Below are 25,681 nucleotides of genomic sequence, written 5' to 3'. Positions count from 1 at the left end.
TCTTTATCCGCATCTAAGATCGCTACGAGAGAAACTTCAGGAACGTCGATCCCTTCTCGAAGCAGATTGATCCCGACTAATACATCAAATTCACCAAGCCGCAAATCGCGAATGATCTCTGTCCGCTCAAGTGTCTTGACGTCACTGTGAAGATATTTGACTTTGATTCCTAACTCTTTAAAATAATCGGTCAGATCCTCTGCCATTTTTTTCGTCAATGTGGTAACAAAGACCCGTTGATCTTTTTCTACCCGCTCATTGATTTCTCCTACAAGATCATCAATTTGCCCCATGATCGGGCGAACCTCTACTACTGGATCCAATAACCCTGTTGGACGAATGATCTGTTGGATAACGGTATCCGTTTGTTCATGCTCGTAAGGTCCCGGCGTTGCTGAGACATAAACGATCTGATTCACATGTTCTTCAAATTCTTCTAAACGTAACGGCCGGTTATCTAACGCAGACGGTAAACGAAAGCCATAATCCACCAGCATTTGTTTGCGGGCACGGTCGCCGTTGTACATCCCACGAATCTGGGGCATCGTTACGTGAGACTCGTCAATCACGATCAGGAAATCATCAGGAAAGAAGTCCAGCAACGTGTAAGGTGGTTCGCCTTCTTTGCGCCCATCCATGTGTCGTGAATAGTTTTCGATCCCGGATGTGTAGCCCATTTCCCGCAACATTTCGATATCATAATTGGTGCGTTGCTCTAAACGTTGTGCTTCCAATAATTTGTTCTCACTTCGAAGAACAGCTAATCGATCTTCGAGTTCTTTTTGTATCGAAGCGATAGCATGTTCCATATGGTCTTCGTTGGTCACAAAGTGAGTAGCTGGGAAAATAGAAACGTGTTCTGTTTCCCCTAAAATCTCCCCAGTCAACGCATCCACTTCTCGAATTCGATCGATCTCATCGCCAAAAAACTCGATGCGTAATGCCCGCTCGTCCCGCGATGCCGGAAAAATTTCTACCACATCTCCTCGAACACGAAAGCGTCCCCGTTGGAAATCGATATCATTGCGTTCAAATTGTATGTCGATCATTTCTTTCAGTAGTTGATCCCGCGGTTTTTCCATTCCTACTCGTAAAGAAACCACTTGCTTTGCATATTCGATTGGTGAACCCAAACCAAAAATACAAGAGACTGAAGCAACCACGATCACATCGTTGCGTTCCAGTAATGAACTGGTCGCCGAGTGCCGCAGCTTGTCGATCTCATCATTGATACTTGAATCTTTCTCAATGTAAGTATCACTGGAAGGTACATATGCTTCTGGTTGATAATAGTCATAATAGCTGACAAAATATTCTACTGCATTATTAGGAAAGAATTCCTTGAACTCACCGTATAATTGACCCGCCAATGTTTTGTTGTGTGCGATAATCAGTGTTGGCTTATTGACCTCTTTGATCAAGTTTGAAACAGTATAGGTTTTCCCTGTTCCAGTTGCCCCCAACAAAATCTGCGCCTTCTTGCCCCCAACGACGCCATCGACCAATTGATGGATGGCTTCTGGCTGATCTCCTGCCGGCTGATATTTTGAGATTAATTCAAATTCATGGGAAGTCGTTCTTTCGATCATCTTCATTCCCCCTGTATTTATATTTGCGAAGCGTCCGTGAAACAAAAAGAAAGCTGACGCTTTTCCATAGAATAGTATACCATAGCGAACATACTTTCGCCATCTTTTGTACTTTTTATTCTGCTAGTTTAACTTTGCTTAAGATGTCAGTTTTTCTAACACCCAATGTCAGAAATAGCGCTGTTTTTTGCAAATATTGACCGAAAGACTTGTGTGTTTTTACAAAAATACCTATAATCTAAAAATACGTTAAAATCAAAAGGGGGAATTTTCTTGAAAAGAAAATATATGTTTTGTGCACTGTTTTCAGTGATTTTCTGCTTTTTCGCTTTTGCGAACAAGCCAGTCAGTGCAGCAGAAACAACGTATAAAATCGGAACAGACCTGACATTTGCTCCTTTCGAATTTCAAAACGAAAAAAATGAGTATGTAGGGATCGACATTGATCTGTTAAATGCTATTGCTGAAGATCAAGGCTTTGCTGTTGATTTGCGCCCATTAGGCTTTGATTCCTCGTTACAGGGCGTCCAATCCAATCAACTTGATGGGATGATCGCTGGGATGAGTATTACAGACGAACGGAAAGAAACCTTTGATTTTTCAGATCCTTACTTCGACAGTGGGATTCAGATGGCTGTCGCAAAAGACAACCAAGATATCAAAACTTACGCTGATTTGAAAGATAAAACAGTTGGCGCTAAAGTTGGTACCGAGAGTGCTCGTTTTCTAGAAACCAATCAAAAAAAATATGGCTACTCTATCAAAAACTATGATGATGCTAGCGGGCTTTATGGTGCCGTTCGCAATGGAACAGTTGTGGCCATCTTTGATGACTATCCAGTCTTAGGTTATGCGATTAGTAATGGTGAAGCTATGAAACTTGTGGGTGAGCCTGAAAAAGGGGCATCTTACGGGTTCGCAGTCAAAAAAGGCCAAAATTCTGAATTACTGGCTAAATTCAACGCTGGTCTAAAAGAGTTGAAATCCAGTGGTAAATACGACGAAATCATTGCTACTTATATTGCTTCATCAGAAAGCACTTCTGATGAAGCAAGTGAAATGGTTAAAGTTGAACCGAAAAAAGACGTCTATCGAATCTCAAGTGACTCTGCATTCGCACCTTTCGAGTTTCAAAATGAAGACAATGAATATGTCGGAATCGATGTTGATCTCTTAACTAGAGCGGCGGAAATACAAGGATTCAACATTGAGTTTAATTTCATTGGTTTCTCAGGAGCGCTACAAGCGTTAGATGGGAATCAAGCGGATGGTATGATTGCTGGGATGAGTATCAATGATGAACGCAAAAAAGCGTATGACTTCTCAGACTCCTACTTTGAAAGTGGTATTCAAATTGCGGTCAAAGAAGGAAACGATAGTATCAAGTCTTATGAAGATTTAGAAGGAAAAACAGTTGGTGCTAAAGTTGGTACCGAGAGTGCAGACTTCTTGATTGAAAATGAAGACAAATACGGCTATACCATTAAGTATTATGACGCAGCTGATCAACTTTATGCTGCAGTCAGTGGCGGTCAGATCGACGCCATGATGGATGATTACCCAGTCATTGGCTACGCCATCAGTCAAGGACAAAAACTAAGTACGCCGATTGAGAAAGAAGTGGGCGGACAATATGGGTTTGCCGTCAAAAAAGGCCAAAATCCTGAATTGATCCAAATGTTCAATGAAGCGTTAAAAGAAATGAAACGAACTGGCGAATACGATGAAATCGTCGGCCGTTATATCAAAGACGGTTCGGCTACAGAAAAGAAAGCCGATGAATCAACAGTCGCTGGTTTAATCAAAAACAATTACAAAGTTTTGCTAAAAGGTTTATGGAATACCCTGCTGCTTGCATTGATCTCCTTTGCTTTAGCGTTGATCATTGGGATCATCTTGGGACTCTTCAGCGTGTCCCCAATCCGAGCTTTGCGTATCTTCGCCGGTATCTATGTCGATATTATTCGCGGGATACCAATGATGGTGTTAGCTTTCTTCATTTTCTTTGGCCTTTCGGATGCAATTGGGATTACAATCCCCGACTTTGCTGCAGGAGTCATCACTTTGACACTGAACGCTAGTGCGTATATCGCAGAGATCGTTCGCGGAGGGATCAAAGCTGTTCCTGTAGGCCAAATGGAAGCTTCCCGCAGTTTGGGATTGACCTATACCCGAACCATGCAAAAAATCATTTTGCCGCAAGCCATCAAGATCATGATCCCATCTTTCGTCAATCAATTCGTTATCTCGCTGAAAGATACGACAATCATTTCGGTTATTGGTGTTGTGGAGCTGCTGCAAACTGGTAAGATCATTGTCGCAAGAACCACACAAAGTACCTATGTTTATCTAATCGTTGCTGTCATGTATCTAATTGTTATCACAGCCTTAACAAAACTTGCTAAAGTTTTAGAAAAGAAGGTGAAATAAATGAAGGAAAAAATCTTAGTCGAAAATCTTGTAAAAAAATATGGGGATAACACTGTTTTAAATGATATCAATGTCTCGATCCAAGAAGGCGAAGTCGTTTGTGTTATCGGTCCTTCTGGCTCAGGAAAATCTACTTTCCTGCGTTGCTTGAACCGTTTAGAAGAACCTACTAGTGGTGATATCATTATCGATGGTGCTCATCTAATGGATAAAAACACCAATATCAATGCCGTCCGTCAACACATAGGCATGGTTTTTCAACATTTCAATCTGTTTCCTCATCTCTCTGTACTAGAGAATATTATCTTAGCACCGATGGATTTAAAAAAGATGTCTCGTAATGAAGCTGAATCAAAAGCCATTCAATTGCTGGACACAGTGGGTTTGGCTGACAAAAAAGACATGTATCCAGACAATCTATCTGGTGGTCAAAAACAACGGGTAGCCATCGCCCGTGCATTAGCTATGAATCCTGATGTTATGCTGTTTGATGAACCTACATCTGCGTTGGACCCTGAAATGGTCGGTGATGTTTTGAATGTTATGAAAAAATTGGCAAAACAAGGCATGACGATGGTTATCGTTACCCATGAGATGGGTTTTGCTAAAGAAGTAGCCAATCGCGTCATGTTTATCGATGGCGGAAATTTCCTAGAAGACGGCACACCAGAACAAATTTTCACTAGTCCGAAAAACGAACGGACCAAAGACTTTTTAGACAAAGTCTTGAATATCTAAACAAAATCCGCAGAAAACTTGGTCGTTTTCTGCGGATTTTGTTATTCATCTGACATTTTAGTTTCTCGTTGCTGCTTTTTGTGCTGTGCTTCTAAAGCGATTCGTTTCTGCTTTTCACCAAAATAAACTTTTGTATCGATTGGATTGGCTTTGTTGAATCCCCCAGCACCAGTATCCATCATTTGCCCCCAGCCTTTCAGCGGATCTTTTCCTTGTTTCCTTAATTCAGCGTTCTTTTTACGCAATTCTTGTTTCTTCGCTTCTTTCTTTTGCTGCCGCTGCTCCTTTATTTCCTTAAAAAAACTCATCCCATACCCTCCTTTGATCAATAAAGAATTGTTCCAATGACTATTAATAACAAAACAACAACTGGATACATCAATTCTCTGATCCAGTGTTTTTCTTTCCAAGCAAGATACAGCAAACCGCCAATGATCAGCAATAAAATAGTCGGTTCAAACAATAAGCCAATCAAATTACTTGAATAGGTTCTGGTTGTTAGTTGATCACTCCCTGTGCTTAACCTAAAAGAACTGAAACGAAAAAGAATGAAACGACTGAAAACATAACAAGACAAAAACACCAATGAATACCCTTTTGCAAACCAACGGAATAGTTTGCTAAATGGAATTTTTTTCAACAATACTCATTCTCCTTCCGTGATTACATCTTGGACCATGATATCTGAGAGCTGCTGCAGCTGGACTCTCATGACAAGCGACCGATTCTCCGCTAACCATCGAGCTAATTCAGTGCAAGAGGCCGATACATGAACGGCACTTACTTTCACACCATTATCTTTGACATAATTTAGAATGTCGCCGAAATCATAGAAATTGATTTGATTGGTAAGATCATTGGTAAAATGGAGATTGTCAGGACTATCCCAGCCTAGATCCCCAAAACTCGGATAATATTTTTCCAAAAAAACCAGTCCTTGCGTGACGCTTTCTGTTACTTGCCGATCATAATCATTTCCTGTTGTCTGACGAACCATTTCATCTGAATAACCAAAAATATTGCCTGAATGATAATCAATACTATAATGTTGAACAGACAAATCAGCCAGTTTTTCCCTTAGCTCACTAGGAATTTGAGGATTTTTTAAAGTAATAGAAATTTCAGCCTGCTTGTACTCGCCGAGTGAACGTAAATAGGCGAGAAAGGAGTCATAGGTCGAAACCGCATTGCCTGGCTCATATAGTGTTGCAGAGGGAGCAAATGCGGTCAGCGTATCGCTGGAAACAATTGTCTGAACTGCCTGATCAAAAATATAGCGATTTTCGACTGTGTACGCGACCGTCTTCTGATTTCCTAAACGAGAAATGACCGGATAAACGTCCTCTTTCCCCAAAAATGCAAGCAGAGATTGCCGATTGATAGGATCGTAATGGAGGTTTCGCTGTCCCATCTCATACCAATAGTAGCGGTACTTCTCTAACGTATCATTCTTAAGCGCATCTTCCGAATATGGAGCATTCATCGTCGAAGGAATCGATTGATAATCCTCGCGGTCATTTCCGGTTGCACGATAATAGGCTAATGGTAAAAAGTAGCATAAAACAAGCACTACCATCCCCCAAAACAACACGCTATAGATCATTTGGAGTACCATGCTTTTCTTTGTACGATCCACTGACTTTTGTAATCGCTGGTACTGTTTTTTATCCATGTGACCACCTGCTTTTCACTTGTTTTCTCGCTTGAAAAACACGAGATTTCACTGTACTTAACGTTAGATTTAATATTTCTGCTATTTCTTGATAGCTATAGCCGCGAATCGCCAATATCAAAGGATGCCTTAATTTGTTAGGCAATTGATTCACATGACGGAGCGCTTCTTCTTTTTCAAGACTATCTTGGTCTTCGATAGGAATCTCCTGCATCAAAGTATCGACTTCTTCCGCTACCAAAAGATACCGCTTACGACGGTAAAAATCATATAGTGTAAACTTAGCAATCGTAAAGAGCCACCTCTCAAAGTCATCTGGCTTTGTCTTTGGCAAAGCCAAAAAAACTTTAACAAATACATCTTGCGTTAAATCCTCTGCTTGATACTCATCCCCCACTCTTTTTTGAAAGTAGTGCTGAATTTTCTCGTAATAGATCTGATAAATCTCCTCCAACACTACCCCTCCTTACTTATATAGACGAGTGAACAACAAAAAAGTTGCAAAAAAATATTATAGTAAGAATAGTATATCACTGGTACTAACGTATTCAGAAGGTTCTTTCTACGTAACAAAACAAAAAAAGCTGTAAACCACGCTGAAATGTTTCGTGTGGCTTACAGCTTTTTAGAATGGATTTAAGCAAAGACGGTTGACCAGTTCTCCCGTTCGGCTAAAAACTCCCTTGCCAATTGTTGGGCGCCTTCTAAGGTATGGTTGGCTGCCCAGCCGCATTGGACTTCGTTACTAGCTGGAACTTCTGTCGCTTTCAACACATCTTCCATCGTTTTTTCTAACACATTTAAAATTTCATCATAATCTTCATGATTTAAAACCGTTAGATAAAATCCTGTTTGACAGCCCATCGGAGACCAGTCAACAATGTAATCGGCATGATTACGAATCAATTCTGCGGTCAAGTGCTCTAATGAGTGGAGGCTAGCCATCTCCATATGTGCTTGATTCGGTTGTTTCAATCGAACATCATATTTGATAATCGTATCTTTTGTTCCTTGTTTTTTGTCAGCGACCCGTACATAAGGTGCCTTGACTTTCGTATGATCTAGATTAAAGCTTTCCACGTTCATTTTCATTCTTTTTCTCCTCTCGCTTCGACGAGCCAAACAAAAGCATTGATTTGTTTAAAGCGACTGGTAAAACCATTGGCTCGAAAATAGGTTTCAATATCTGGTATCAATGGGTAGTATTCTCGTTGCAGATCCGCTGCTAATCGTAAGTGATTGGCTTTGATTGCCTGTCTTAGGATGCTTTCTTTATGCTCAGGGGATAAAAACATCGTATCCCCTATAATGACTTTTCCGCCTTCAGAAAGCAGCGCTTTATATCTTTTAATCACTCGCTGTTTCTCTGTTTCATTCAAGTGATGAAAGACATAACTAGAAACGATCGTATCGATTGGAAAATTGATCTGTGGAAATTGTTCCATATCTCCATCAATAAAAGTTACCTGTGACAACTCCGGCCTTGCCTCAGCTACTTGACGCATCGCAGCCGATGGCTCGATCGCGAACACTGTTTTCTTTCTTCGAATCAACTCCAACGTCAAATTTCCCGTACCACTACCAAATTCTATCACAGAATCTCCTGCTTTTTCAGCAATATTTGCTAACAATTCTGGATAATGAAGAAAAACCTCCCGATATTCTTCATCCTTCCCTTTGACGGTCTCGTCATATTGCTTGGCCCACTCAGAAAAAATCGGAATGAATTCACGCCCCATCTTCCAGCACCCTTTCTAATCCTTGCTTTAAGTCCGTCCATAAATCGGCAGCGTCTTCAATGCCAATAGACAAACGGATCAAGCCATCTTTGATTCCCGCTTTTTCTCTGATTGAAGGTGGAATTGAAGCATGCGTCATGACCGCAGGAACTTCAACTAAACTTTCAACGCCACCTAAGCTTTCAGCTAGTGTAAAAATAGTTAGCGATTCAACAAACGCAGCTACTCGGTTTTCGGCTTTTAATTCAAATGAAATCATCCCGCTAAAACCAGACATTTGTTTTTTGGCGATCTCATGTCCTTTATGGCTTGATAACCCCGGATAATAAACTCTAGCTACAGCTGCATGTTCTTGAAGCAATGTGGCGATTTTTAGTGCATTGGCTTGATGGGCTTCCATCCTCAAAGCCAATGTTTTGATGCTCCGCTGAACTAGCCAGCTGTCATGAGGCCCTAACACACCACCTATAGCATTTTGCAGAAAACCAATTTGCTCAGCTAGTTCCGCTTGATTGGTTACGACTAACCCAGCAACGACATCACTATGGCCCCCCAGATATTTCGTTGCACTATGAATGACAATATCGGCACCTAATGCCAGTGGACGCTGAAAATAAGGTGTCGCAAATGTGTTATCAACGATGGTCAAGAGATCCTTTTTCTTAGCAATCGTGGCAACTTGTTGAATATCTGTGATTTTCAACAAAGGATTAGTAGGCGTCTCCAGAAAGATTCCTCTTGTTTCTGGCCGAATCGCTGCGGCAATCCGCTGAATCGCTTGGGGATCATCAGTCTTGACCAATGTATACGTCAATCCATTCTTTTTGAAGATTTTCTGAAGCAGTCGAAAGGTGCCTCCATAGACATCATCTCCCAACAAAATATGGTCTCCGGACTGAAATAAAGAAAAAATAGTATGGGTTGCTGCTAAACCTGAAGCAAAAGCAAACCCACGTATGCCTTCTTCCAGTTCAGCAATCAGTTCTTCTAATGCAAACCGTGTAGGATTGCCCGAACGAGAGTACTCATATTGTTTTGGCTGTCCCACAGCTACTTGCTTGTAGGTAGACGTTTGATAGATAGGTACACTGACAGCCCCCGTTTCTTGATCTTGACTGATCCCAGCATGAATCAATTTTGTGCGAAATTCCATGTTTATGCCTCCTCTAGTTGACCATAAATATTTTTTGACAAGTAGCGATCTCCACTGTCAGGAAAGATAGTGACGATCGTGCTTCCCTTTGGCAGTCGCTTGCTTTCTCGGATAGCGGCTGCAAATGCTGCACCGCTGGAACTGCCTACCAATAGACCATGACGGGCTGCCAGCAACCGGGTATAATAAAATCCCTCTGGATCACTGATAGTCTCAATGCTGTCTGGCATAAGACTCTTAAAAAAGATCGGCCTCTCTTCAACGCCTATCCCCTCGATCGCATGTTCATGAGCAGGCCCGCCATTCAAGATCGATCCCTCTGGTTCCACAGCAATCAAACGTATAGTAGAATCTATCGACTTTAAATACGCACCTGTCCCGGCGAAAGTCCCGCCACTCCCCACTCCTGCTACAAAACTGTCAATTCTCTCAGGAATTTCTTGAACGATTTCCGGACCTAGTGTTCGATAATAGGCAGCCGGATTTTGTTCATTTTCAAACTGTAGCGGCAAAAAAGAGTTTGGCAATTGATCAGCAAGAAATTTGGCTTTCCTGATTGCCCCTTGCATGCCTTCTTGACTAGGCGAGTGAATGATTCGTGCTCCTAAGGCTTTGATTAGTTGTTGCTTTTCTTGACTGAATGTCTCTGGAATCACAAAAAGCATGTCTAATCCATATGCCAAACCGGCTAAAGCTAAGCCAATCCCAGTATTGCCAGCGGTGGGTTCAATCACGGTTGTGTCTTTCGTTATTCTTCCAGCAGCAACTGCTTCTGAGATCAAATAACTGCCTAATCGGTCTTTGATACTACCTCCAGGGTTTAAGTATTCTAATTTCGCATAGATCCGGCTTTGGCTTTCTCCGCCGTAGTCAGTGGCTAAAAACTGAAAAATCGGTGTCTTACCAATTAATTCTTTAATATCTGATACGATCATGGGCAACCTTCTTTTCAATGAAATTTTTGTTGTCAGTCCGCTAAAGTGCTGCAGCAAATCAGAGGCACTGCGTTTTACAATTGGTCATTCCTAGGTGATCACCTGCTTAAAAAGGCATGATCTGTCTTTGTTTACAGATCTTTGCAAGGTAAATCAAAGCAAACAAAAAGAGGCACTGACTATTCAATCAGTACCTCTTAGAGAATGACTCTAGGACTCTTTCCCAACGAAAGAGACTCTTAGAGTGATTTATCCAGATGAGGGAACGATTAATAGGCATGACAAATCAGTATGCTGCTTTTTAGCACCATACAACAACATACCAATGCAAAGTTGTTGTTTGTCATGTCTACGTCCCCTCCTTTTTAAGCTTGTAAACAAAATAGCATGGGAAAAAATAGAAGTCAATCTTTTTTTCTTTGTGAAAAATTTTTGGTGACATATGCATCGACAGCCTGAAATGCATTTGCTACCTCTTCTGCTGTGATCTTAAAGGGCATTCGATGGATCGTTTCATTAGGGAGAGTGGCTTGAATACCGATTGCTAGTAATTCCTGATCGTTAAGTGAGTCCATCTGCATTTCTGCTAACGTTGTTGGTAACCCCAGAGCTTGATATAAAACAATATAACGTTCCAACTCGTTTGTATCTTGTTCCAACAGCAATTGCATCAACGTCGTATAGGCAATTTTTTCTCCGTGAGAAAGTTGGTGGAACTTCCCAGTAGCGGCTGTCAACCCATTATGGATCGCATGAGCTGCTGCTAGTCCTCCACTTTCAAATCCTAGTCCGCTCAAAAGTGTATTCGCCTCCACTACTTGATCGAAAGCGGCTGTTACCTGTTGCTGCTGATTGGCCTTATAGGCAGCGACCCCATTGGCAAACAGCACTGCTTCACATTTCTCAGCAATTGCCATAGCTGCTAAAGTCGGCCGTCCTCCTACAAGATTCTGAGCGCCGCTTTTAGCTACTGCTCTGGCTTCAACATACGTCGCCAATCCATCGGCGATGCCGAAAGTTAATAATTTTGCAGGGGCCTTGGCTAACAGAGTTGTATCAACCAAGACCAGTTCTGGATTCTTCGGATAATAACTATACTGTTCAAATTTCCCTTCTTTCGAATAAAGAACCGAGATGGAGGAGGTAGGGGCATCTGTTGAGGCAACTGTTGGTACGACAGCAACCGCTCGCTTCAAATGATGGGCCACTGCTTTACCGGTATCGATCACCTTTCCGCCACCAAGAGCAACAACTGCTGCCGCTTCTGCTCTTTCTGCTTCTTTTGCAATACGTCTGATTTCTGCATTGGAGGATTCACCGCTGAAATTTGCTAAGGTTACTTCGATTCCTAGATGGGCTAAATCGCTTGCCAGTTCTTCGCCAGCAATCCTCCAAACAAATGGATCGGTTATTAGTAATAATTTATCTCCTAATGAGCTAATATAGTGCAAGCCTTTTTTTAATACGTTTTCTCCTTGAATGTAGCGCTGCGGACTAACAAATATTTTTTCCATGAACTCTCCTACTTTCAGTTTTTTATACCAATTCCCGACATTGTTAAAATTTTCACAAACACTAGTAAAAGCGCAGCCTGAAAAAGTGGTTTTCTTCAGGCTCCGCTTTTTATTTTTTCTTACCACCAAAGGCATCTTTCATTTTATCAAAAAATCCTTCAGGTTGTTGCTCATTGGTTACATGGCCGCTTGCTTTTGCATAAGCCCGTAACGCTTCTTTTTGTTCTTCATTCAAATTCTTTGGTGTGATCAACTTAACTTTGACTTGTTGGTCACCATTGCCATTGCCACGTAATTTTGGTGCACCTTTGCCTCTTAGACGGAAATTCGTGCCCGTCTGGGTACCAGCAGGAATCTTCAATTTGACATTTCCGTGAACAGTCGGAACATTGACCTCGTCACCTAAAGCTGCTTGAACAAAGTTCAATGGTAATTCGTAATAAATTTCGGATCCATCACGATCGAAGATATCACTTTCCTCAACACGGAAAACGACATACAGGTCTCCATAAGGTCCGCCATTGCTGCCAGCTTCTCCTTGACCGGATAGGCGCATTTGTTGACCATCTTCCACGCCAGCGGGTACATTGACTTTGACGCTATGTTTTTTCTTTTCGTGTCCTGTGCCATGACAAGTCATACAAGGTTCTTTGATTTCTTTCCCTGTACCGTGACATACATCACAGGTTTGACGGCTCATGACACGACCAAGAGGTGTTTGACGTTCCACATTGATCGTACCTGAGCCATGACATTTATGACAGGTTTCAGGTTGTGTTCCTGGTTTTGCGCCATTACCGCCACAAGTATGACAGGTTTCTTCGCGGTTATACTGAATATTTTTTTCCACACCAAAAATCGCTTCTTCGAAAGAAAGATCCACAGCATATTGCAAATCAGCTCCTTGTCGCGGAGCATTTGGATTTGCCGTTCTGCCACCGCCGCCAAAGAATGATTCAAAGATGTCTTCAAATCCACCAAAGCCGCCACCGGAGAATCCCCCGCCGTTAAAGCCGCCAAAGCCGCCGCCATAACCACCACCGTAGTTCGGATCAGTTCCCGCGTGACCATATTGATCGTAAGCAGCTCGTTTTTGAGGATCGCTCAGTATTTCATATGCTTCAGAAATTTCTTTGAATTTTGCTTCTGCATCAGGTTCTTTATTGATGTCTGGATGATACTTTTTGGAAAGCTTCCGATATGCTTTTTTTATTTCGTCATCCGAAGCCCCTTTTTGTAGACCTAAGACCTCATAATAATCTCTTTTGTCTGCCATTGGCTTCCCTCCACTATTTTCTTGCGTCCCTCGTATTTTAGCATATAATTTGCTTCAGAAAAATACGTTTCAGAAATTCATAAGAAAAAGCCAAAGTGGTGACTTTGGCTGTTTCACAAACAGCGATTATTTATCGTCGCCGTCTACTTCTTCAAAATCGGCGTCTACCACATCGTCTGCGCCGCCTTGTGCAGCTTCTGGATTTTCTTGTGCTTGTTGTTGTGCAGCTTGCTCATACAACTTCACTGTCAAGTTTTGTACGATTTCATTCAATGCATCGCGTTTTGTTTTCATTTCTTCGATATTGTTTGCATCGACAGCAGCTTTTAACTCATCACGAGCTTCTTCCGCTTTCTTCACTTCATCGGCATCTACCTTGCCTTCAAGCTCTTTCAATGTTTTGTCAACAGTGAATAGTAATGCGTCGACATCATTACGCAAATCAACTTCTTCTTTACGTTGTTTGTCTGCTTCCGCATTTGCTTCCGCATCTTTAACCATCCGTTCAATTTCTTCATCGGTTAGACCTGAAGAAGATTTGATCGTGATTTTTTGTTCTTTTTGAGTTCCTAAATCTTTTGCAGATACATTTACGATACCATTTTTATCAATATCAAATGTTACTTCGATTTGTGGAATTCCTCGAGGTGCTGGTGGAATTTCCGTTAATTGGAATCTTCCTAATGTCTTGTTGTCAGCAGCCATTGGACGTTCGCCTTGTAGGACATGGATGTCTACAGCAGGTTGATTGTCTGCAGCTGTTGAGAAGACTTGTGATTTGCTTGTTGGGATCGTCGTATTGCGATCGATCAACTTCGTAAAGACGCCGCCCATTGTTTCGATACCCAATGATAATGGTGTGACATCAAGTAAAACGACATCTTTCACATCACCAGTGATCACGCCACCTTGAATCGCAGCACCCATTGCTACTACTTCATCTGGGTTCACTGATTTGTTTGGTTCTTTATTGGTTTCTTTGCGAACTGCTTCGACGACTGCAGGAATCCGAGTTGATCCACCGACTAAGATCACTTCATCGATTTCAGATTGTGAAAGACCAGCATCTTTTAGCGCTTGACGTACAGGAACTTTTGTCCGTTCGACTAAATCAGCGGTTAATTCATCAAATTTTGCCCGTGTCAATGTCATTTCTAAGTGCAATGGACCAGCATCGCCAGCTGTAATAAATGGCAAGCTGATTTGTGTACTTGTCACACCTGAAAGGTCTTTTTTCGCTTTTTCAGCAGCATCTTTCAGACGTTGCAATGCCATTTTGTCTTTACCTAAATCAATGCCATTTTCTTTTTTGAATTCTGCAACCATGTGATCGATAATCTTGTTATCAAAGTCATCTCCACCTAGATTGTTGTCCCCAGCAGTAGACAACACATCGAATACGCCATCCCCTAATTCAAGGATCGATACGTCAAATGTACCCCCACCAAGGTCGAAGACTAGGATTTTTTCGTCTTTGTCTGTTTTGTCTAATCCATAAGCTAAAGCTGCTGCTGTTGGTTCGTTGACGATTCGTTCTACTTCTAATCCGGCAATTTTACCAGCATCTTTTGTTGCTTGACGTTGTGCATCATTGAAGTAAGCAGGAACAGTGATAACTGCTTTGTCTACTTTTTCTCCTAGATAATCTTCAGCAAATCCTTTGATATATTGTAGGACCATTGCAGAGATTTCTTGAGGAGTGTATGATTTCCCTTCAACTTCTACTTTATAGCCAGCTTCACCCATATGACGTTTGATTGATGAAATCGTGTTAGGGTTCGTAACTGCTTGACGTTTAGCAACTTCCCCTACTTGGATCTCGCCGTTTTTAAATGAAACAACAGATGGTGTTGTACGATTTCCTTCTGGATTGGTGATGATTTTTGCTTCGCCGCCTTCTAGGACAGCAACAGCTGAATTAGTTGTACCTAAGTCAATACCGATAATTTTACTCATAAGTAATACGCTCCTTTTCATTCATCGTTCTTTTTATTTATTGTGCTACGATAACCATACTTGCACGCAAGACACGATCATGCAGCTTATAGCCCTTTTGCAATACTGTGACGATCGTATCCGCAGGCACATCTTCTGTCGCAGGTACGGTCTGTACCGCTTGATGAAGATTGGGATCGAAAGTTTCTCCTTCAGCAGGAATTTCTTCGATTCCTTCTTCTTTCAACGCTTGACGCAAACTTTCCAACACCATTTCGACACCTTTTTTCAAGTTAGCCGCTTGGTCTTCTTCCACATTTGCTGCCATAGCGCGTTCCAAATTATCGATCGCTGGCAATAATTTTTTGCCCAAATCTTGCGAACGGTATTTTTGCAACAATTCACGTTCATTACGGTTTCTTGCTGTAATATTAGCGATTTCGGCCCGTGCGCGCAGAAATTGGTCTTCTAGTTCATTGTTTTTTTCTTTTAAACTGTCGATCTCGCTTTTTTCTACTTCTGCTTCTGATAGACCAGCTGCATCGATTTCTTCTTCTGACGGTTCTGTCAGAGGCTCTTCAGTTGTCTCAAGATCTTTTTCTACCTGTTCTTCTTTTTCTGACACTTGCTACCATCCCTTCTATAATTCACTTATTTGATCATTCACTGTTTGCATCTAGTGTGCGATAGTAATCAGCCAATGTCATTGCTAATTCTCGACGAAAGGCATCCATCAGTCCAAACATTCGCGAATAAGGCATACTAGAAGGACCTAATAAAGCAATCGTCCCTTGGCCATGACCTTCAATGTCATAGCTTGCTTGAATCAAACTCATATTTTGGAGTAATTCATTCCCTAGTTCCTGACCAATGCGGATCTGAATCGTGGAGTCTCTCGGTGCCAATAATTGTGTGAGTTCTTCTGCATTTTTCATGAAAGAGTACATCGACTTAAACTGACGAACATCTTGACTTGGTTCAAAATCTAATAGATTCATCCGTCCGCCGACGTAAATTTTCTCTTCAAAGAGATGACTCAACATATCATCGAATAAATCAATGATTCCTTCTGTTGTTTGAAAATACTTGTGCAAAATCATCGGAATCTCTGTTCGCAATCGATGATAGACCGTCATGAGCGGTTCACCCACTAATTTTTCATTGATAATCCGAACCATCTTTTCTAAGTCGCTGCTATCCATCGATGAAGGTAATGAAAAAATCTGATTTTCAACATTGCCTTTATCCGTAACAATGATAGCAATAATTTGTCGTGCATTCAAAGGTACGATCCGAAAGCCAGTCAATTTCCGTTCTTTGACATCCGGTCCTAACGATAATGCGGTATAGCTCGTAAGATTGGATAGGATCGTAGCAGATTGCTGAATGATTTCATTGATTTCATGAAATTCTTTCCCCAAGGAATGGCGAATTGCTTTGATCTCATTTTGATTGACTTTTGATGGTCTTAATAAGTGATCAACGTAATAGCGGTAGCCGGCCATTGAAGGAACACGTCCAGAAGAGGAATGTGTCTTCAATAAGAGACCCGCTTCTTCTAAGGCCTTCATCTCATTGCGGATGGTAGCCGAACTTGCTTCAACCCCATCCTCCATCAATCGTTTGGAGCCCGTAGGCTGACCAGTATCCGTATAATTTTGGATGATGAGGTGTAAAATAGTTTGTTGTCGTTGTGTCAACATCTTATCCACTCCTCCGTTAGCACTCTTTCACATTAAGTGCTAACACGATTATTAATATACCATATTTCCTACGAATGTCAAGAATTTGACACAGATTTTTAGCACTCTTATAGAGAGAGTGCTAATCCACTTCATTGTCAATTAGCTCCAAAAAAAGAAGATCGAAAACAGCTCGATCTTCTTGGTTATTCTTAACTTAATAAAAATTTTTCAAATACATCATTGCCGATAAACATCCCAGACTTTGTTAAATAAACGCGGTCTCCTTCTGAGACTAACCAGCCATTTTTAGAAAGTTCTTCAACGACATTGCCATAGATCGAATCAAAAGAACAGGCAAATTTATTTGAAAAGGCTGTTTTCGATACACCTTGTTTCTTCCGTAATCCAAGAAACATTTCTTCTTCCATTTGATTGCTGGTCGTTAACGATTCTGTTTCATGGATCGGCAGTTGATCTTCCCTCAATGGACGCAGATAGTGCTGGATCGGTCCAAAGTTTTTGTATCTCGTCTGTCCGATATAACCACTCGCTCCTGCGCCAAATCCGTAATAATGTTCATTATTCCAATAAACAAGATTGTGCTTAGACTCATATCCTGGCCGGGAAAAATTACTGATCTCATATTGCGATAAGCCAGCTTTAGCCATTGCAGTGATGGCTTCTTCAAACATTTGTGTCTCAGATTCCTGAGAAGGCAACTCCATTTTCCCTTGCCTAACCCAATTCATGAACATCGTTTTGTTCTCTAAAATCAGTGAATACATAGCATAGTGAGGCAAACCCAAATCAATCGCTCGTGTTAGCGTATCTCGAAAACTTTCCATCGTTTGTCCAGGTAAAGCATAAATCAGATCGATCGTAATATTTTGAAAATCATGTTTATCTAACAACCGAATCGTTTGATAGACATCCTCTGCCGTGTGCTTGCGGCCGATTTTCTTTAACAAGCGGTTATCAAAAGTCTGCACCCCCATCGACAACCGATCAATGCCCAGATTTTTCAAAACTAGCAATTTATCTTCCGTTAAATCCCCAGGATTGGCCTCTACCGTAAATTCTTTGGTCGTTTGCGTGGGCAGTAATTCATGTATGCCTGTAATCAGAAGGTCTAGCTGCGCAGCCGAAAGGGAAGTCGGCGTTCCGCCGCCAATATAAATCGTCTCACAAGTAGTGATTGGTTGTTTGCTCACCGTTAGAGCGATTTCTTTCAGCAAACACTCGATGTATTCATCAACCGGTTGCCCTTCTAAAAAAACTTTATTAAAGTCACAGTAATAACAAATATGTTCACAGAATGGGATGTGAATATAGGCAGAAGTACTGGTGGGAAGTGTATTGATTGGAATCTTATTCATGGTTTGCATATTTTTATTCCTTTCAGAGATCAAATCAACGTTCAACTGCACAAATACGGCTCGCAGCAAATGAACCTGATCCGAGGTATATCCGCTCCCCATTCTATCATAAGTAAGATTATCTCGAAACGCCTCTGCATTAAAAGTAGTTAGAAGCAGATCTCACTGCTATCCGTTAATAAGAATACAATCGCATGCGCAAAATTTTAAAATCTTCACCGATAAATGGGAAATAGGCTTCATCCCCATTCAGGCGACGATTTGTCCGCCATTGCCCATCTTGTAGCCCCCCCTCTTCTAAAGAAAGGATACCTAAAGGATTAGAACCCTGCTGCGCTTGCAGATCCAATGCGAAATTAGCACCGGTGAGATAGTAATATTCTTTGTGTTTAATGATCAGACCTGCGGAATTGATCATTTTGTCTCGAGAAAATAATTTGACTGCCCAGCGATCCTGACCATTTTCATACACAATTTGGTTCTGAGCCCCTTCTTTTTTAAATGAGAAGATTTGAGCTTCCTGATCTTGCAACAGTGGCTCAAGGGCGGCGATGATTCGATACCCTTGGTTTAAATGAGGCAGTGTATCGGAAGAATCAAAGGCGTCTTTCGCTAATCCTAACTGGGATAAAAAGCGGTAATCCTGACTAGTATCATCCGTTAGAAGATCTTCGATACCAAAAGGTGAATAGCCGATTGCTCCTTGACCAAAAGCATAAAATAGATTCGAAATATATCTTTTGTCAATTCGGGTTTCCGGAATTAACAACGGCTGATCATTCCCGTATTCCGCGATGATCGGTTTGATTTCTTCTTCGTAAATATCTGGGGCAATAAAATCCAACTGAGAGGCAATAACTTTCCAAACTTGCCAAGTGGTGGATACAGCGCCACCACTAGGATATTCTCCCGGCCGCCTGTCTGGCTTTTTGAGCCATACATTCGTAAATAACGGCAACGCTAAACGTTTTCTTGCAATCTTTGCATAGTCTTGGATTGCTGCGGCATAATGATATGCCATAAACACTTCATCCCCAAAGGGTACTTCTGACCATTGTTTAGCTCCAGGATAGAGGTTTCTGATTTCTTGCGGCAACGCCATCTGATAGACTTTTTCTGCTGCTGACGAATGATCACGACTAGTGCCAAGACTACCAATCTCGTTTTCAATCTGCACCATTCTGATAAAGGCCCGCAAAGGATGGCTTCCCAAGTAGTCGCAGATGGCGGCAAAGGCTGAATGAGCCTGTGCTATCACATCTTGACATAGCGGACTATAACTATTCATCTTGTTTCCGTCGCTATCCTCTATGCGAAAATATTTGGGATCCGTTTTGATCCATTCAGGAACATACGTGGATAAGCCATTCTTCCAAAGGCCAAACCACAAAAAAATCACATCGATTTTCTTCTCAGCGGCATTTTCCAAATGGGAATCAATTAATGAAAAATCAAACTGATTAGGCTGTGGTTCGATCAGCTCCCAATAAATAGGTATCAAAAGGGTATTGATCGCAACTTTGTCAATCTTGTCCCATACTTTTTCCTCCATGTAAGCGATAGAGGAAGCAGTGGAGTTATGGACTTCTCCTCCTAGTATCAATTTTTGAGAATGCTGTCGTTGTTTCATCATTGTCCTCCTTTTTCTTCTCAGACAGATAGTCACGTTTTGATCGACTATCCCTCTCAGGTAGTTGCAAGCGTTTTTAGTCGTAATTCTATTATAGGAATCTTCTAAAATAAGGTATACTAAAAAAAGAGAATTCATACTAAAAAAACAGAAATGAGGTTTTTGATGAATCGAGCAGCACTAGAATCAATTGTGAAAAAACTCTACGATAAATATTTGATTCCTTTATTTATCTTCGATGAAAAACAGCAAGTGGTGATTCCTCGTAATTCCTTCATAACTGATAAACAAGTGGCGGAACATTTTTCCTTACCAGCCAATCGACTGAATTGGATGTGGTGACGTTTTTTGAAGGAGATGACTTTTTTTTCAGCAGCTTTACTTGTGATCTACCAGATTCTTCAATTGGCAATGTGCTGATTGGACCTTGCGGGATATTAGGTACTAACAAAAGATCATTTCCTTTTCAAGGATATGATTACATTGCTGGGGTCCATTACTCGAAAGAAAGTCGAGAATCTTTTGTCGCTTTCGTTGAATTGTTTTACACGATCCTAAAAAGAGCCATCCCTGATGCCAACAAGTTTCGTTGGAGCGTTCCAGAGAAACAAGCAAATTCCAATACGTCCACCCTATTAGAAGAAAATCTTTATCAACGACGGTTAGAGGATCCTTATTTGGACTCGTTTGAATTTGAGAAACGTTACGTAGAGGCTGTACGCCGAAATCAACCCGAAAAAATTCTTTGGCTATTCCATAAAATGAGCAGCACCTACAGCGTCGAACTAGCAAACAACAAGCTAGAAAGTTTGAAATACAAGTATTCAGGATTGATTACCATTCTAACTCGGGTCAGTATCAATGAAGGCGTTCCGGTGAGTCAAGCCTATGGGTTATCCGATACACTACTCCAAAAACTACAAAATATTTATGACGTTCAGGAATGTTTGACCCATATTCAGGAAAGTACTTATCATTTCATGAGGTTGATTCATGCATTTCCTACCCAGAAAAGTTTTTTGATCAGAAGTCTCATCAATTACATTGATACGCATATTTACGATAAAATTACATTAAACGATTTGGCTGAATTTACTGAAAAACACCCCACCCATCTGAGCACAGAATTCAAAAAACATGTAGGCCAAACGATCCACACCTATATCAATCAGCAGAAAGTAGCGGAAGCAAAGCATTTGTTAGTGTTTACTGATTATAGCTATAAAGAAATAGCTGCATTGCTTCATTTTTCGAATCAAAGCCACTTTATCCAAGTATTCAAGCAATTTGCGATCATTTCTCCTAAAGAATATCGCAAAAACTATTTCTCAAGTGTCTTTTGTTCAACTGATAGTTGATGGATCAACTTATAAACTCTCTCTAAACAAGGTTGTTAACCGTCTTTTTCTGCCCTCCATAAAAAAAGGAGTGGATTTCTCCACTCCTTAAAAGACTCATGTTTTGGGTTAACTACTGCTCACAGTAATTTTTTGCTAACAACGACTTATTTAACTAGGTCTGACCTTCGCATGCTATAGTGAGAAAAAAAGCTCTTCAGGCTATACGTTTTCCTATCATTGAATAAACATCCGCAAGAGCGAAATCAGATAACGAATCAATCGATAGATCAAAAACAAGAAAAACAGGTTACCTAAAATAAAGCGGAAGCCATTTCCAATGGAGGCACGAAACGAGCGGAAACTAAAGTAACGGGACCATTTGCTAAAAGTAGTTTGTCCATTTCTTCTAATGCGATAGGCTTCATCATAAGTATTCTCCAACATATCATAGTAAAAGATAAAAAGAGGTTGTTTAGGGAAAAATGCTTTTTTGAATCCTGCCATCAACGTGTACGTTTTATTAGCAGACGGAAAATTCCGATTGCCGTTTTTCTTGATTCGCACTTGCTGCCCGTTTTTATTTTTGGCAGCATAATAATCTTCAAATTCTACGATTTGATAAATGATCGGTTCGCTATTTTCTTGTTCAAATTCAGCAATTATTTGATCGACTTCTTGCCAACGTAGATAAAGCCAAGCAAACAACACGAGCAAAACAGCAATCAAAAACAAATTTAGTAGAAATCCCTCTTGGATCAGCGCTAGATAAGCACAAATAATCAAAAGAGCGATTCCAACAACAATCATTCTTCGTTGGAAATAACTGCGATACATTTGTTCAAAAGATCGCCGATAATAGGCAAAGTCATCTTTTACAAAATTCATGATCGTCCCACTTTCTGAAAAGATTATTTGGTTCAATTTATCAATATCTTGTGAAAATGTCAATTTATCTCTCGAGTGATCTTTTTTTTATTTAAATAGAATCATTTCTCTTGACTTCTTATAGGCTACTCGGGTTAAAGTAATAGATAGGAAAACGCTTTTAAAAAAATAGAAAGTTGGGAAACTATGAGTCTACTGAATGAAACATTCACACTGAAGAATCAAATCAAAATACCTAAGATCGGATTGGGCACTTGGCAGTCCTCTCCGGAAGATGCCTATCATGCGACAAAATTTGCTCTTGAAAACGGCTATCGTCATGTGGATACTGCTGCTGCCTATAAAAACGAAGCGGCTGTGGGCAAAGCCCTCCGAGATTCTGGTGTTCCTCGAGAAGAGATATTCGTTACGACAAAAATTCCTGCTGAACTGAAGTCTTTTCAAGAAGCTGTCGATAGCATCAAACGCTCAATGGCAGAGCTTGACACTGAGTATATCGATCTTGTTTTGATCCATGCTCCACGACCTTGGAAAATCATGCGGGATAATCCGGAGCAAAAAAAATATTTCGAAGAAAACATTGATGTCTGGAAAGCACTGGAAGAAGCGTATCAAAGTGGTTTGATCAAATCGATTGGTGTTTCCAATTTTGACCAAGATGACCTGCAAAATATTTTTGACCATTGCGATGTGAAACCAATGGTCAATCAAATCATTTATCATATTGGAAAAACAAATGAAGAGTTGCTGCAATTCTGTAAAGACAACGACCTTTTAGTGGAAGGTTATTCACCAATCGCGACTGGTCGCTTGCTGGATAATGCCGACATCAAGAAAATTGCCGAGAACTATCAACGCTCGATCCCTCAATTATCTATTCGTTATCTATTGCAAAAGGACATTTTACCATTGCCAAAATCCGTTCACGAAGAATATATTTTGGATAATGCAAAAGTTGATTTTACCATTTCCGATGAAGATATGGCCTTTTTAGATCAACTCTAAACGTCCCTAACGCAAAAAATCGCTCACCTGCAAAATGATCAACTTGCAGGTGAGCCTTTTTACGATTGTTTTATACTAATTGTTCAAAGGTTCCCCAGACTTTCACGTTTTTTTTATCGACCATCACTTTTCCTTTAGCGATCACCGTTTCAACATCTAGCGTATCTTGATTCAACAGGCAAAGATCGGCATCCATTCCAGGAGCGATCCGGCCTTTTTGAGCCAACTTCAAAATCTTTGCTGGATTAGAAGTAATTGCACGCAATGCAATCTCCAAAGGAATCTGTTCTACTTGTACAGCTTCTTTGATTCCTACCATTAAAGCTCGGGAACTGCCTACCCCAAGCCCAATGAATTGATTGTTTTCATCAAAGTAAGGCAGACTTCCTTGACCATCCGATGTCATGGTGAATTGATCCAACCCGATACCTTCGTCTAACAAACGTTTTAGCCCTTTACTAAAGCGAACTTCATCATCTTCTCTTTCCCAAAAATCAGGATCTTCACTTGCGGTAAAATCGATGGTACCGCCCATTTTAGCAAAAGCGATACTTGCTTCAAACAACTCACTTGTCCGATTTGCATGAGTCGGTAAAAATTGACTAATAGGGATCTCAGTCTCCTTCACAGTTTGTAGCAAGAGTTCGTATTGTCGCTTGCCACCACCTAAATGCACATTGGTGATCCCTGCTTTTCCTGAGAGCATGCCCCCTACTCGAGCATCTGCTACAGCACGAGTAAATTCTTCAAAACTAGGTTGTGAAGAACGGTGATCTGAGACCGCAATTTCACCAATGCCAATCACTTTGTCGATCGTCAAAAAGTCCTTGATCAATGAATCCGTCACTGGATCAAGAGGCAATCGATACGAACCGTCATAGACATAAGTCGAGATTCCTTCCGCTTCTAAACCTTTGGCTTTGCTGATCAATGCCACCATATCACGCCCAACACCATCGGTTCCTAAACAGCCGACAACCGTTGTGACTCCAGCAGTTGTCAGCTGGCTAAGGGTTACTTCAGGCGTTCGGTTCTGGTAGCCCCCTTCCCCGCCACCACCTAAGATATGGAAATGGCAATCGATGAATCCTGGTGTCGCAATCAATGAAGAACCATCGATTTCTTCGACAGTTAGTTGATCAAAGCCGCCACTGATTTGATCTTCGATGGCAACAATTTTGTCATTGATCACTAAAATATCTTTCTTTCCTAAATATTCTGGTGCATAAACTTCCGCTTGACGAATAAGTTTCATTCTCGCAGCTCCTCTCTTATTGCAGACCAATCGCTACAGCGATAAAGATAAAGATCGTACCTAACACAAACAGAAATCCTTGCATTTTAATTTGGAACTTCGCCCATTTTGCCCATTCGATTCGGGCAACGCCAAGCACACCGATCAAACTGGCAGATACTGGAGTGAATGCATCCATGAATCCGGAACCTAATTGATAAGCTAAAACGGCGATCTGTCTGGAGACACCCACAAGATCAGCTAATGGCGCCATGATCGGCATTGTCAATGCTGCTTGACCTGAGTTCGAAGTAACAACTAAATTAAATAAGCTTTGGAAAATATACATGAACCAAGCACCGATAAAGGCTGGCACACCGCTTAGCAATCCGCCGATGCTGTGTAGGATCGTATTCAACGCTGAAGGCACATTGGCATCAGAACCACCTAGAACAAGCAGGATTCCTTTTGCCATCCCAACAACAATCGCTGTTCCGGCCAAATCAGCTGCACCTGATTGAAAAGCACTTGCTACATCGTTCAAGCCCATGTCTTCTAACTTAAAGATCACAGCAATCAGGCCTGCACCTAAGCCCATCACGAAGAACTGTGAAGCAATTTCTGGAATATAGTACCCTTTTTGTGTTACTCCCCAGACGATCCAAATCAAAACTGCCAGCATTTCAAGCAAAATCAGTTTATGCCCCAAAAGAAACGGCTTGTTTTCATCAGATGTCTTCTGGATATGGTCGCGGAAATAGGCATCCGATTTGTAAGTCAATGATTTCTCCGGATTCTTACGAATACGTTCTGCATACACCATCAAATATGCAGCTGATAAGCCAGTAATGACTACCCACATGATAATTCGGAAAGTTGCCCCTGAAAGAACTGGGATACCCGCGATCCCTTGCGCAACCGCCACACTAAACGGACTCATCCAAGAAGTTGCATTTCCGATTTGCGAGGCCACATAGGTGACCGTTACCGCCACGATCGAATCATACCCAAGTGCGATCACAAATGGCACCATGACCATAGAAAAAGGAATTACTTCTTCCGCCATCCCAAAAGTTGCTCCTCCAAATGAAAAAGCAAAGAATAAAAGCGGTAAAGCCAATCGTTCTAATCCTCGTGTCTTACTGATAAAGGCAAAAATCCCAGCATCAATCGCTCCGGTCTTCATAATGATCCCAAATGCGCCACCGACTACTAAGATCAACGCAGCGATCCCGACAGCGGAACCATATTTATCTCCTGAAACCAATCCTTCAAACACAAAGTTCAAGAAACCAAAACCGCCAAAATCATCTGTTCCCCAAACCTTTGCTGTCTTATGAAGTTTTTCTGATGTATCATAGATTTTATCTCCATATAACTCATAAAGAACATCATCCGTTAGGGAGAGCTCATCGAGCTTTTCTTGATCAAGTTTCGACTCCCCTTCGTCTAGCACACTTTGCAGTGCTGCTTGATCGACACCCAATTCTTCTAGCTCTGCTGGATTTTCTTCTAAATTCTCTAACTGCTCGAAGACAAAATCGG

Annotated in this window: 24 protein-coding genes; 5 read left to right on the top strand and 19 right to left on the bottom strand. The window is 41.2% G+C overall.

The window, feature by feature from the left end; genetic code table 11:
- A partial coding sequence (uvrB, locus tag AB5Z52_RS09465; protein ID WP_368266890.1) for an excinuclease ABC subunit UvrB occupies positions 1-1,589 on the bottom strand: 1,589 nt, incomplete at its 3' end.
- A 273-nt stretch (positions 1,590-1,862) separates the two neighbouring features.
- Here uvrB and AB5Z52_RS09460 point away from each other — a divergent pair.
- Positions 1,863-4,019 (top strand): amino acid ABC transporter substrate-binding protein/permease, encoded by a 2,157-nt coding sequence (locus AB5Z52_RS09460; RefSeq protein ID WP_288551681.1) that lies wholly within the window; start codon positions 1,863-1,865, stop codon positions 4,017-4,019.
- Positions 4,020-4,757, top strand: a complete 738-nt coding sequence (locus AB5Z52_RS09455) for an amino acid ABC transporter ATP-binding protein (RefSeq protein WP_003126409.1) — start codon at positions 4,020-4,022, stop codon at positions 4,755-4,757.
- A 41-nt stretch (positions 4,758-4,798) separates the two neighbouring features.
- Here the strand turns inward: AB5Z52_RS09455 and AB5Z52_RS09450 are convergent, their stop codons facing one another.
- From AB5Z52_RS09450 to AB5Z52_RS09380, 15 genes are all read right to left on the bottom strand, one after another.
- Positions 4,799-5,065, bottom strand: coding sequence for a hypothetical protein (locus AB5Z52_RS09450; protein WP_081132010.1), 267 nt, complete (start codon positions 5,063-5,065; stop codon positions 4,799-4,801).
- Positions 5,066-5,082: 17 nt separating this feature from the next.
- Positions 5,083-5,400: a hypothetical protein gene (locus AB5Z52_RS09445; RefSeq protein ID WP_003126407.1), complete on the bottom strand. Its 318-nt coding sequence runs from the start codon at positions 5,398-5,400 to the stop codon at positions 5,083-5,085.
- A gap of 3 nt (positions 5,401-5,403) precedes the next feature.
- Positions 5,404-6,429, bottom strand: a complete 1,026-nt coding sequence (locus tag AB5Z52_RS09440) for a hypothetical protein (RefSeq protein WP_137264422.1) — start codon at positions 6,427-6,429, stop codon at positions 5,404-5,406.
- Complete coding sequence (locus AB5Z52_RS09435; RefSeq protein WP_003126405.1) at positions 6,422-6,886, bottom strand: RNA polymerase sigma factor; 465 nt, start codon at positions 6,884-6,886, stop codon at positions 6,422-6,424. The genes AB5Z52_RS09440 and AB5Z52_RS09435 overlap by 8 nt, the downstream gene beginning before the upstream one ends.
- 179 nt (positions 6,887-7,065) lie before the next feature.
- Positions 7,066-7,521 (bottom strand): S-ribosylhomocysteine lyase, encoded by a 456-nt coding sequence (locus tag AB5Z52_RS09430; protein WP_288551680.1) that lies wholly within the window; start codon positions 7,519-7,521, stop codon positions 7,066-7,068.
- Positions 7,518-8,168: a class I SAM-dependent methyltransferase gene (locus AB5Z52_RS09425; RefSeq protein ID WP_096711056.1), complete on the bottom strand. Its 651-nt coding sequence runs from the start codon at positions 8,166-8,168 to the stop codon at positions 7,518-7,520. Before AB5Z52_RS09425 ends, AB5Z52_RS09430 begins: the two co-directional genes overlap by 4 nt.
- Positions 8,158-9,321, bottom strand: coding sequence for a cystathionine gamma-synthase (locus AB5Z52_RS09420; RefSeq protein ID WP_029486761.1), 1,164 nt, complete (start codon positions 9,319-9,321; stop codon positions 8,158-8,160). The genes AB5Z52_RS09425 and AB5Z52_RS09420 overlap by 11 nt, the downstream gene beginning before the upstream one ends.
- Before the next feature lie 2 nt (positions 9,322-9,323).
- On the bottom strand, positions 9,324-10,256 hold the full coding sequence (locus AB5Z52_RS09415) for a PLP-dependent cysteine synthase family protein (RefSeq protein WP_096711058.1): 933 nt from the start codon (positions 10,254-10,256) through the stop codon (positions 9,324-9,326).
- 404 nt (positions 10,257-10,660) lie between these two features.
- Entirely contained in the window at positions 10,661-11,770 is a 1,110-nt protein-coding gene (locus AB5Z52_RS09410; RefSeq protein WP_003126399.1) for a glycerol dehydrogenase, read from the bottom strand.
- A gap of 109 nt (positions 11,771-11,879) precedes the next feature.
- The gene (gene dnaJ / locus AB5Z52_RS09405; RefSeq protein WP_003126398.1) at positions 11,880-13,046 is read right to left on the bottom strand and encodes a molecular chaperone DnaJ; all 1,167 of its coding nucleotides are present in this window, start codon (positions 13,044-13,046) and stop codon (positions 11,880-11,882) included.
- 126 nt (positions 13,047-13,172) lie between these two features.
- Positions 13,173-15,002, bottom strand: coding sequence for a molecular chaperone DnaK (gene dnaK, locus AB5Z52_RS09400; protein WP_003126397.1), 1,830 nt, complete (start codon positions 15,000-15,002; stop codon positions 13,173-13,175).
- A gap of 37 nt (positions 15,003-15,039) precedes the next feature.
- Entirely contained in the window at positions 15,040-15,606 is a 567-nt protein-coding gene (gene grpE, locus AB5Z52_RS09395) for a nucleotide exchange factor GrpE (RefSeq protein ID WP_003126396.1), read from the bottom strand.
- A gap of 34 nt (positions 15,607-15,640) precedes the next feature.
- Complete coding sequence (hrcA, locus tag AB5Z52_RS09390; RefSeq protein WP_003126395.1) at positions 15,641-16,684, bottom strand: heat-inducible transcriptional repressor HrcA; 1,044 nt, start codon at positions 16,682-16,684, stop codon at positions 15,641-15,643.
- A 191-nt stretch (positions 16,685-16,875) separates the two neighbouring features.
- Positions 16,876-18,051 carry a radical SAM family heme chaperone HemW gene (gene hemW / locus AB5Z52_RS09385; RefSeq protein WP_005471318.1) on the bottom strand — a complete coding sequence of 392 codons (1,176 nt, stop codon included), beginning with the start codon at positions 18,049-18,051 and terminating at the stop codon, positions 16,876-16,878.
- Between the two features lie 166 nt (positions 18,052-18,217).
- Positions 18,218-19,672, bottom strand: coding sequence for a DUF5597 domain-containing protein (locus AB5Z52_RS09380; RefSeq protein WP_227760838.1), 1,455 nt, complete (start codon positions 19,670-19,672; stop codon positions 18,218-18,220).
- 165 nt (positions 19,673-19,837) lie between these two features.
- Between AB5Z52_RS09380 and AB5Z52_RS09375 the strand changes: the two genes are divergently transcribed.
- Both AB5Z52_RS09375 and AB5Z52_RS09370 read left to right on the top strand, forming a co-directional pair.
- Positions 19,838-20,014, top strand: coding sequence for a hypothetical protein (locus AB5Z52_RS09375; RefSeq protein ID WP_288551679.1), 177 nt, complete (start codon positions 19,838-19,840; stop codon positions 20,012-20,014).
- Positions 20,011-21,030: a helix-turn-helix domain-containing protein gene (locus AB5Z52_RS09370; protein ID WP_368243557.1), complete on the top strand. Its 1,020-nt coding sequence runs from the start codon at positions 20,011-20,013 to the stop codon at positions 21,028-21,030. Before AB5Z52_RS09375 ends, AB5Z52_RS09370 begins: the two co-directional genes overlap by 4 nt.
- A gap of 216 nt (positions 21,031-21,246) precedes the next feature.
- Here AB5Z52_RS09370 and AB5Z52_RS09365 read toward each other — a convergent pair whose 3' ends face one another.
- The gene (locus tag AB5Z52_RS09365) at positions 21,247-21,897 is read right to left on the bottom strand and encodes a hypothetical protein (protein WP_029486756.1); all 651 of its coding nucleotides are present in this window, start codon (positions 21,895-21,897) and stop codon (positions 21,247-21,249) included.
- 186 nt (positions 21,898-22,083) lie between these two features.
- Here AB5Z52_RS09365 and AB5Z52_RS09360 point away from each other — a divergent pair, with 186 nt between their 5' ends.
- Positions 22,084-22,902, top strand: a complete 819-nt coding sequence (locus AB5Z52_RS09360; RefSeq protein ID WP_029486755.1) for an aldo/keto reductase — start codon at positions 22,084-22,086, stop codon at positions 22,900-22,902.
- A gap of 70 nt (positions 22,903-22,972) precedes the next feature.
- Here the strand turns inward: AB5Z52_RS09360 and iadA are convergent, their stop codons facing one another.
- Both iadA and yfcC read right to left on the bottom strand, forming a co-directional pair.
- The gene (iadA, locus tag AB5Z52_RS09355; RefSeq protein WP_137264426.1) at positions 22,973-24,157 is read right to left on the bottom strand and encodes a beta-aspartyl-peptidase; all 1,185 of its coding nucleotides are present in this window, start codon (positions 24,155-24,157) and stop codon (positions 22,973-22,975) included.
- Between the two features lie 16 nt (positions 24,158-24,173).
- A partial coding sequence (yfcC, locus tag AB5Z52_RS09350) for a putative basic amino acid antiporter YfcC (RefSeq protein WP_368266888.1) occupies positions 24,174-25,681 on the bottom strand: 1,508 nt, incomplete at its 5' end.

This window comes from Enterococcus sp. RTP21361st1_A6_RTP21361_211029, assembly GCF_040910045.1.
In the GTDB taxonomy this organism is placed as follows: Bacteria; Bacillota; Bacilli; order Lactobacillales; family Enterococcaceae; genus Enterococcus_D; species Enterococcus_D gallinarum.
The sequence above is the reverse complement of the archived record's forward strand: the minus strand, read 5'-3'. Positions and strand labels throughout refer to the sequence as shown.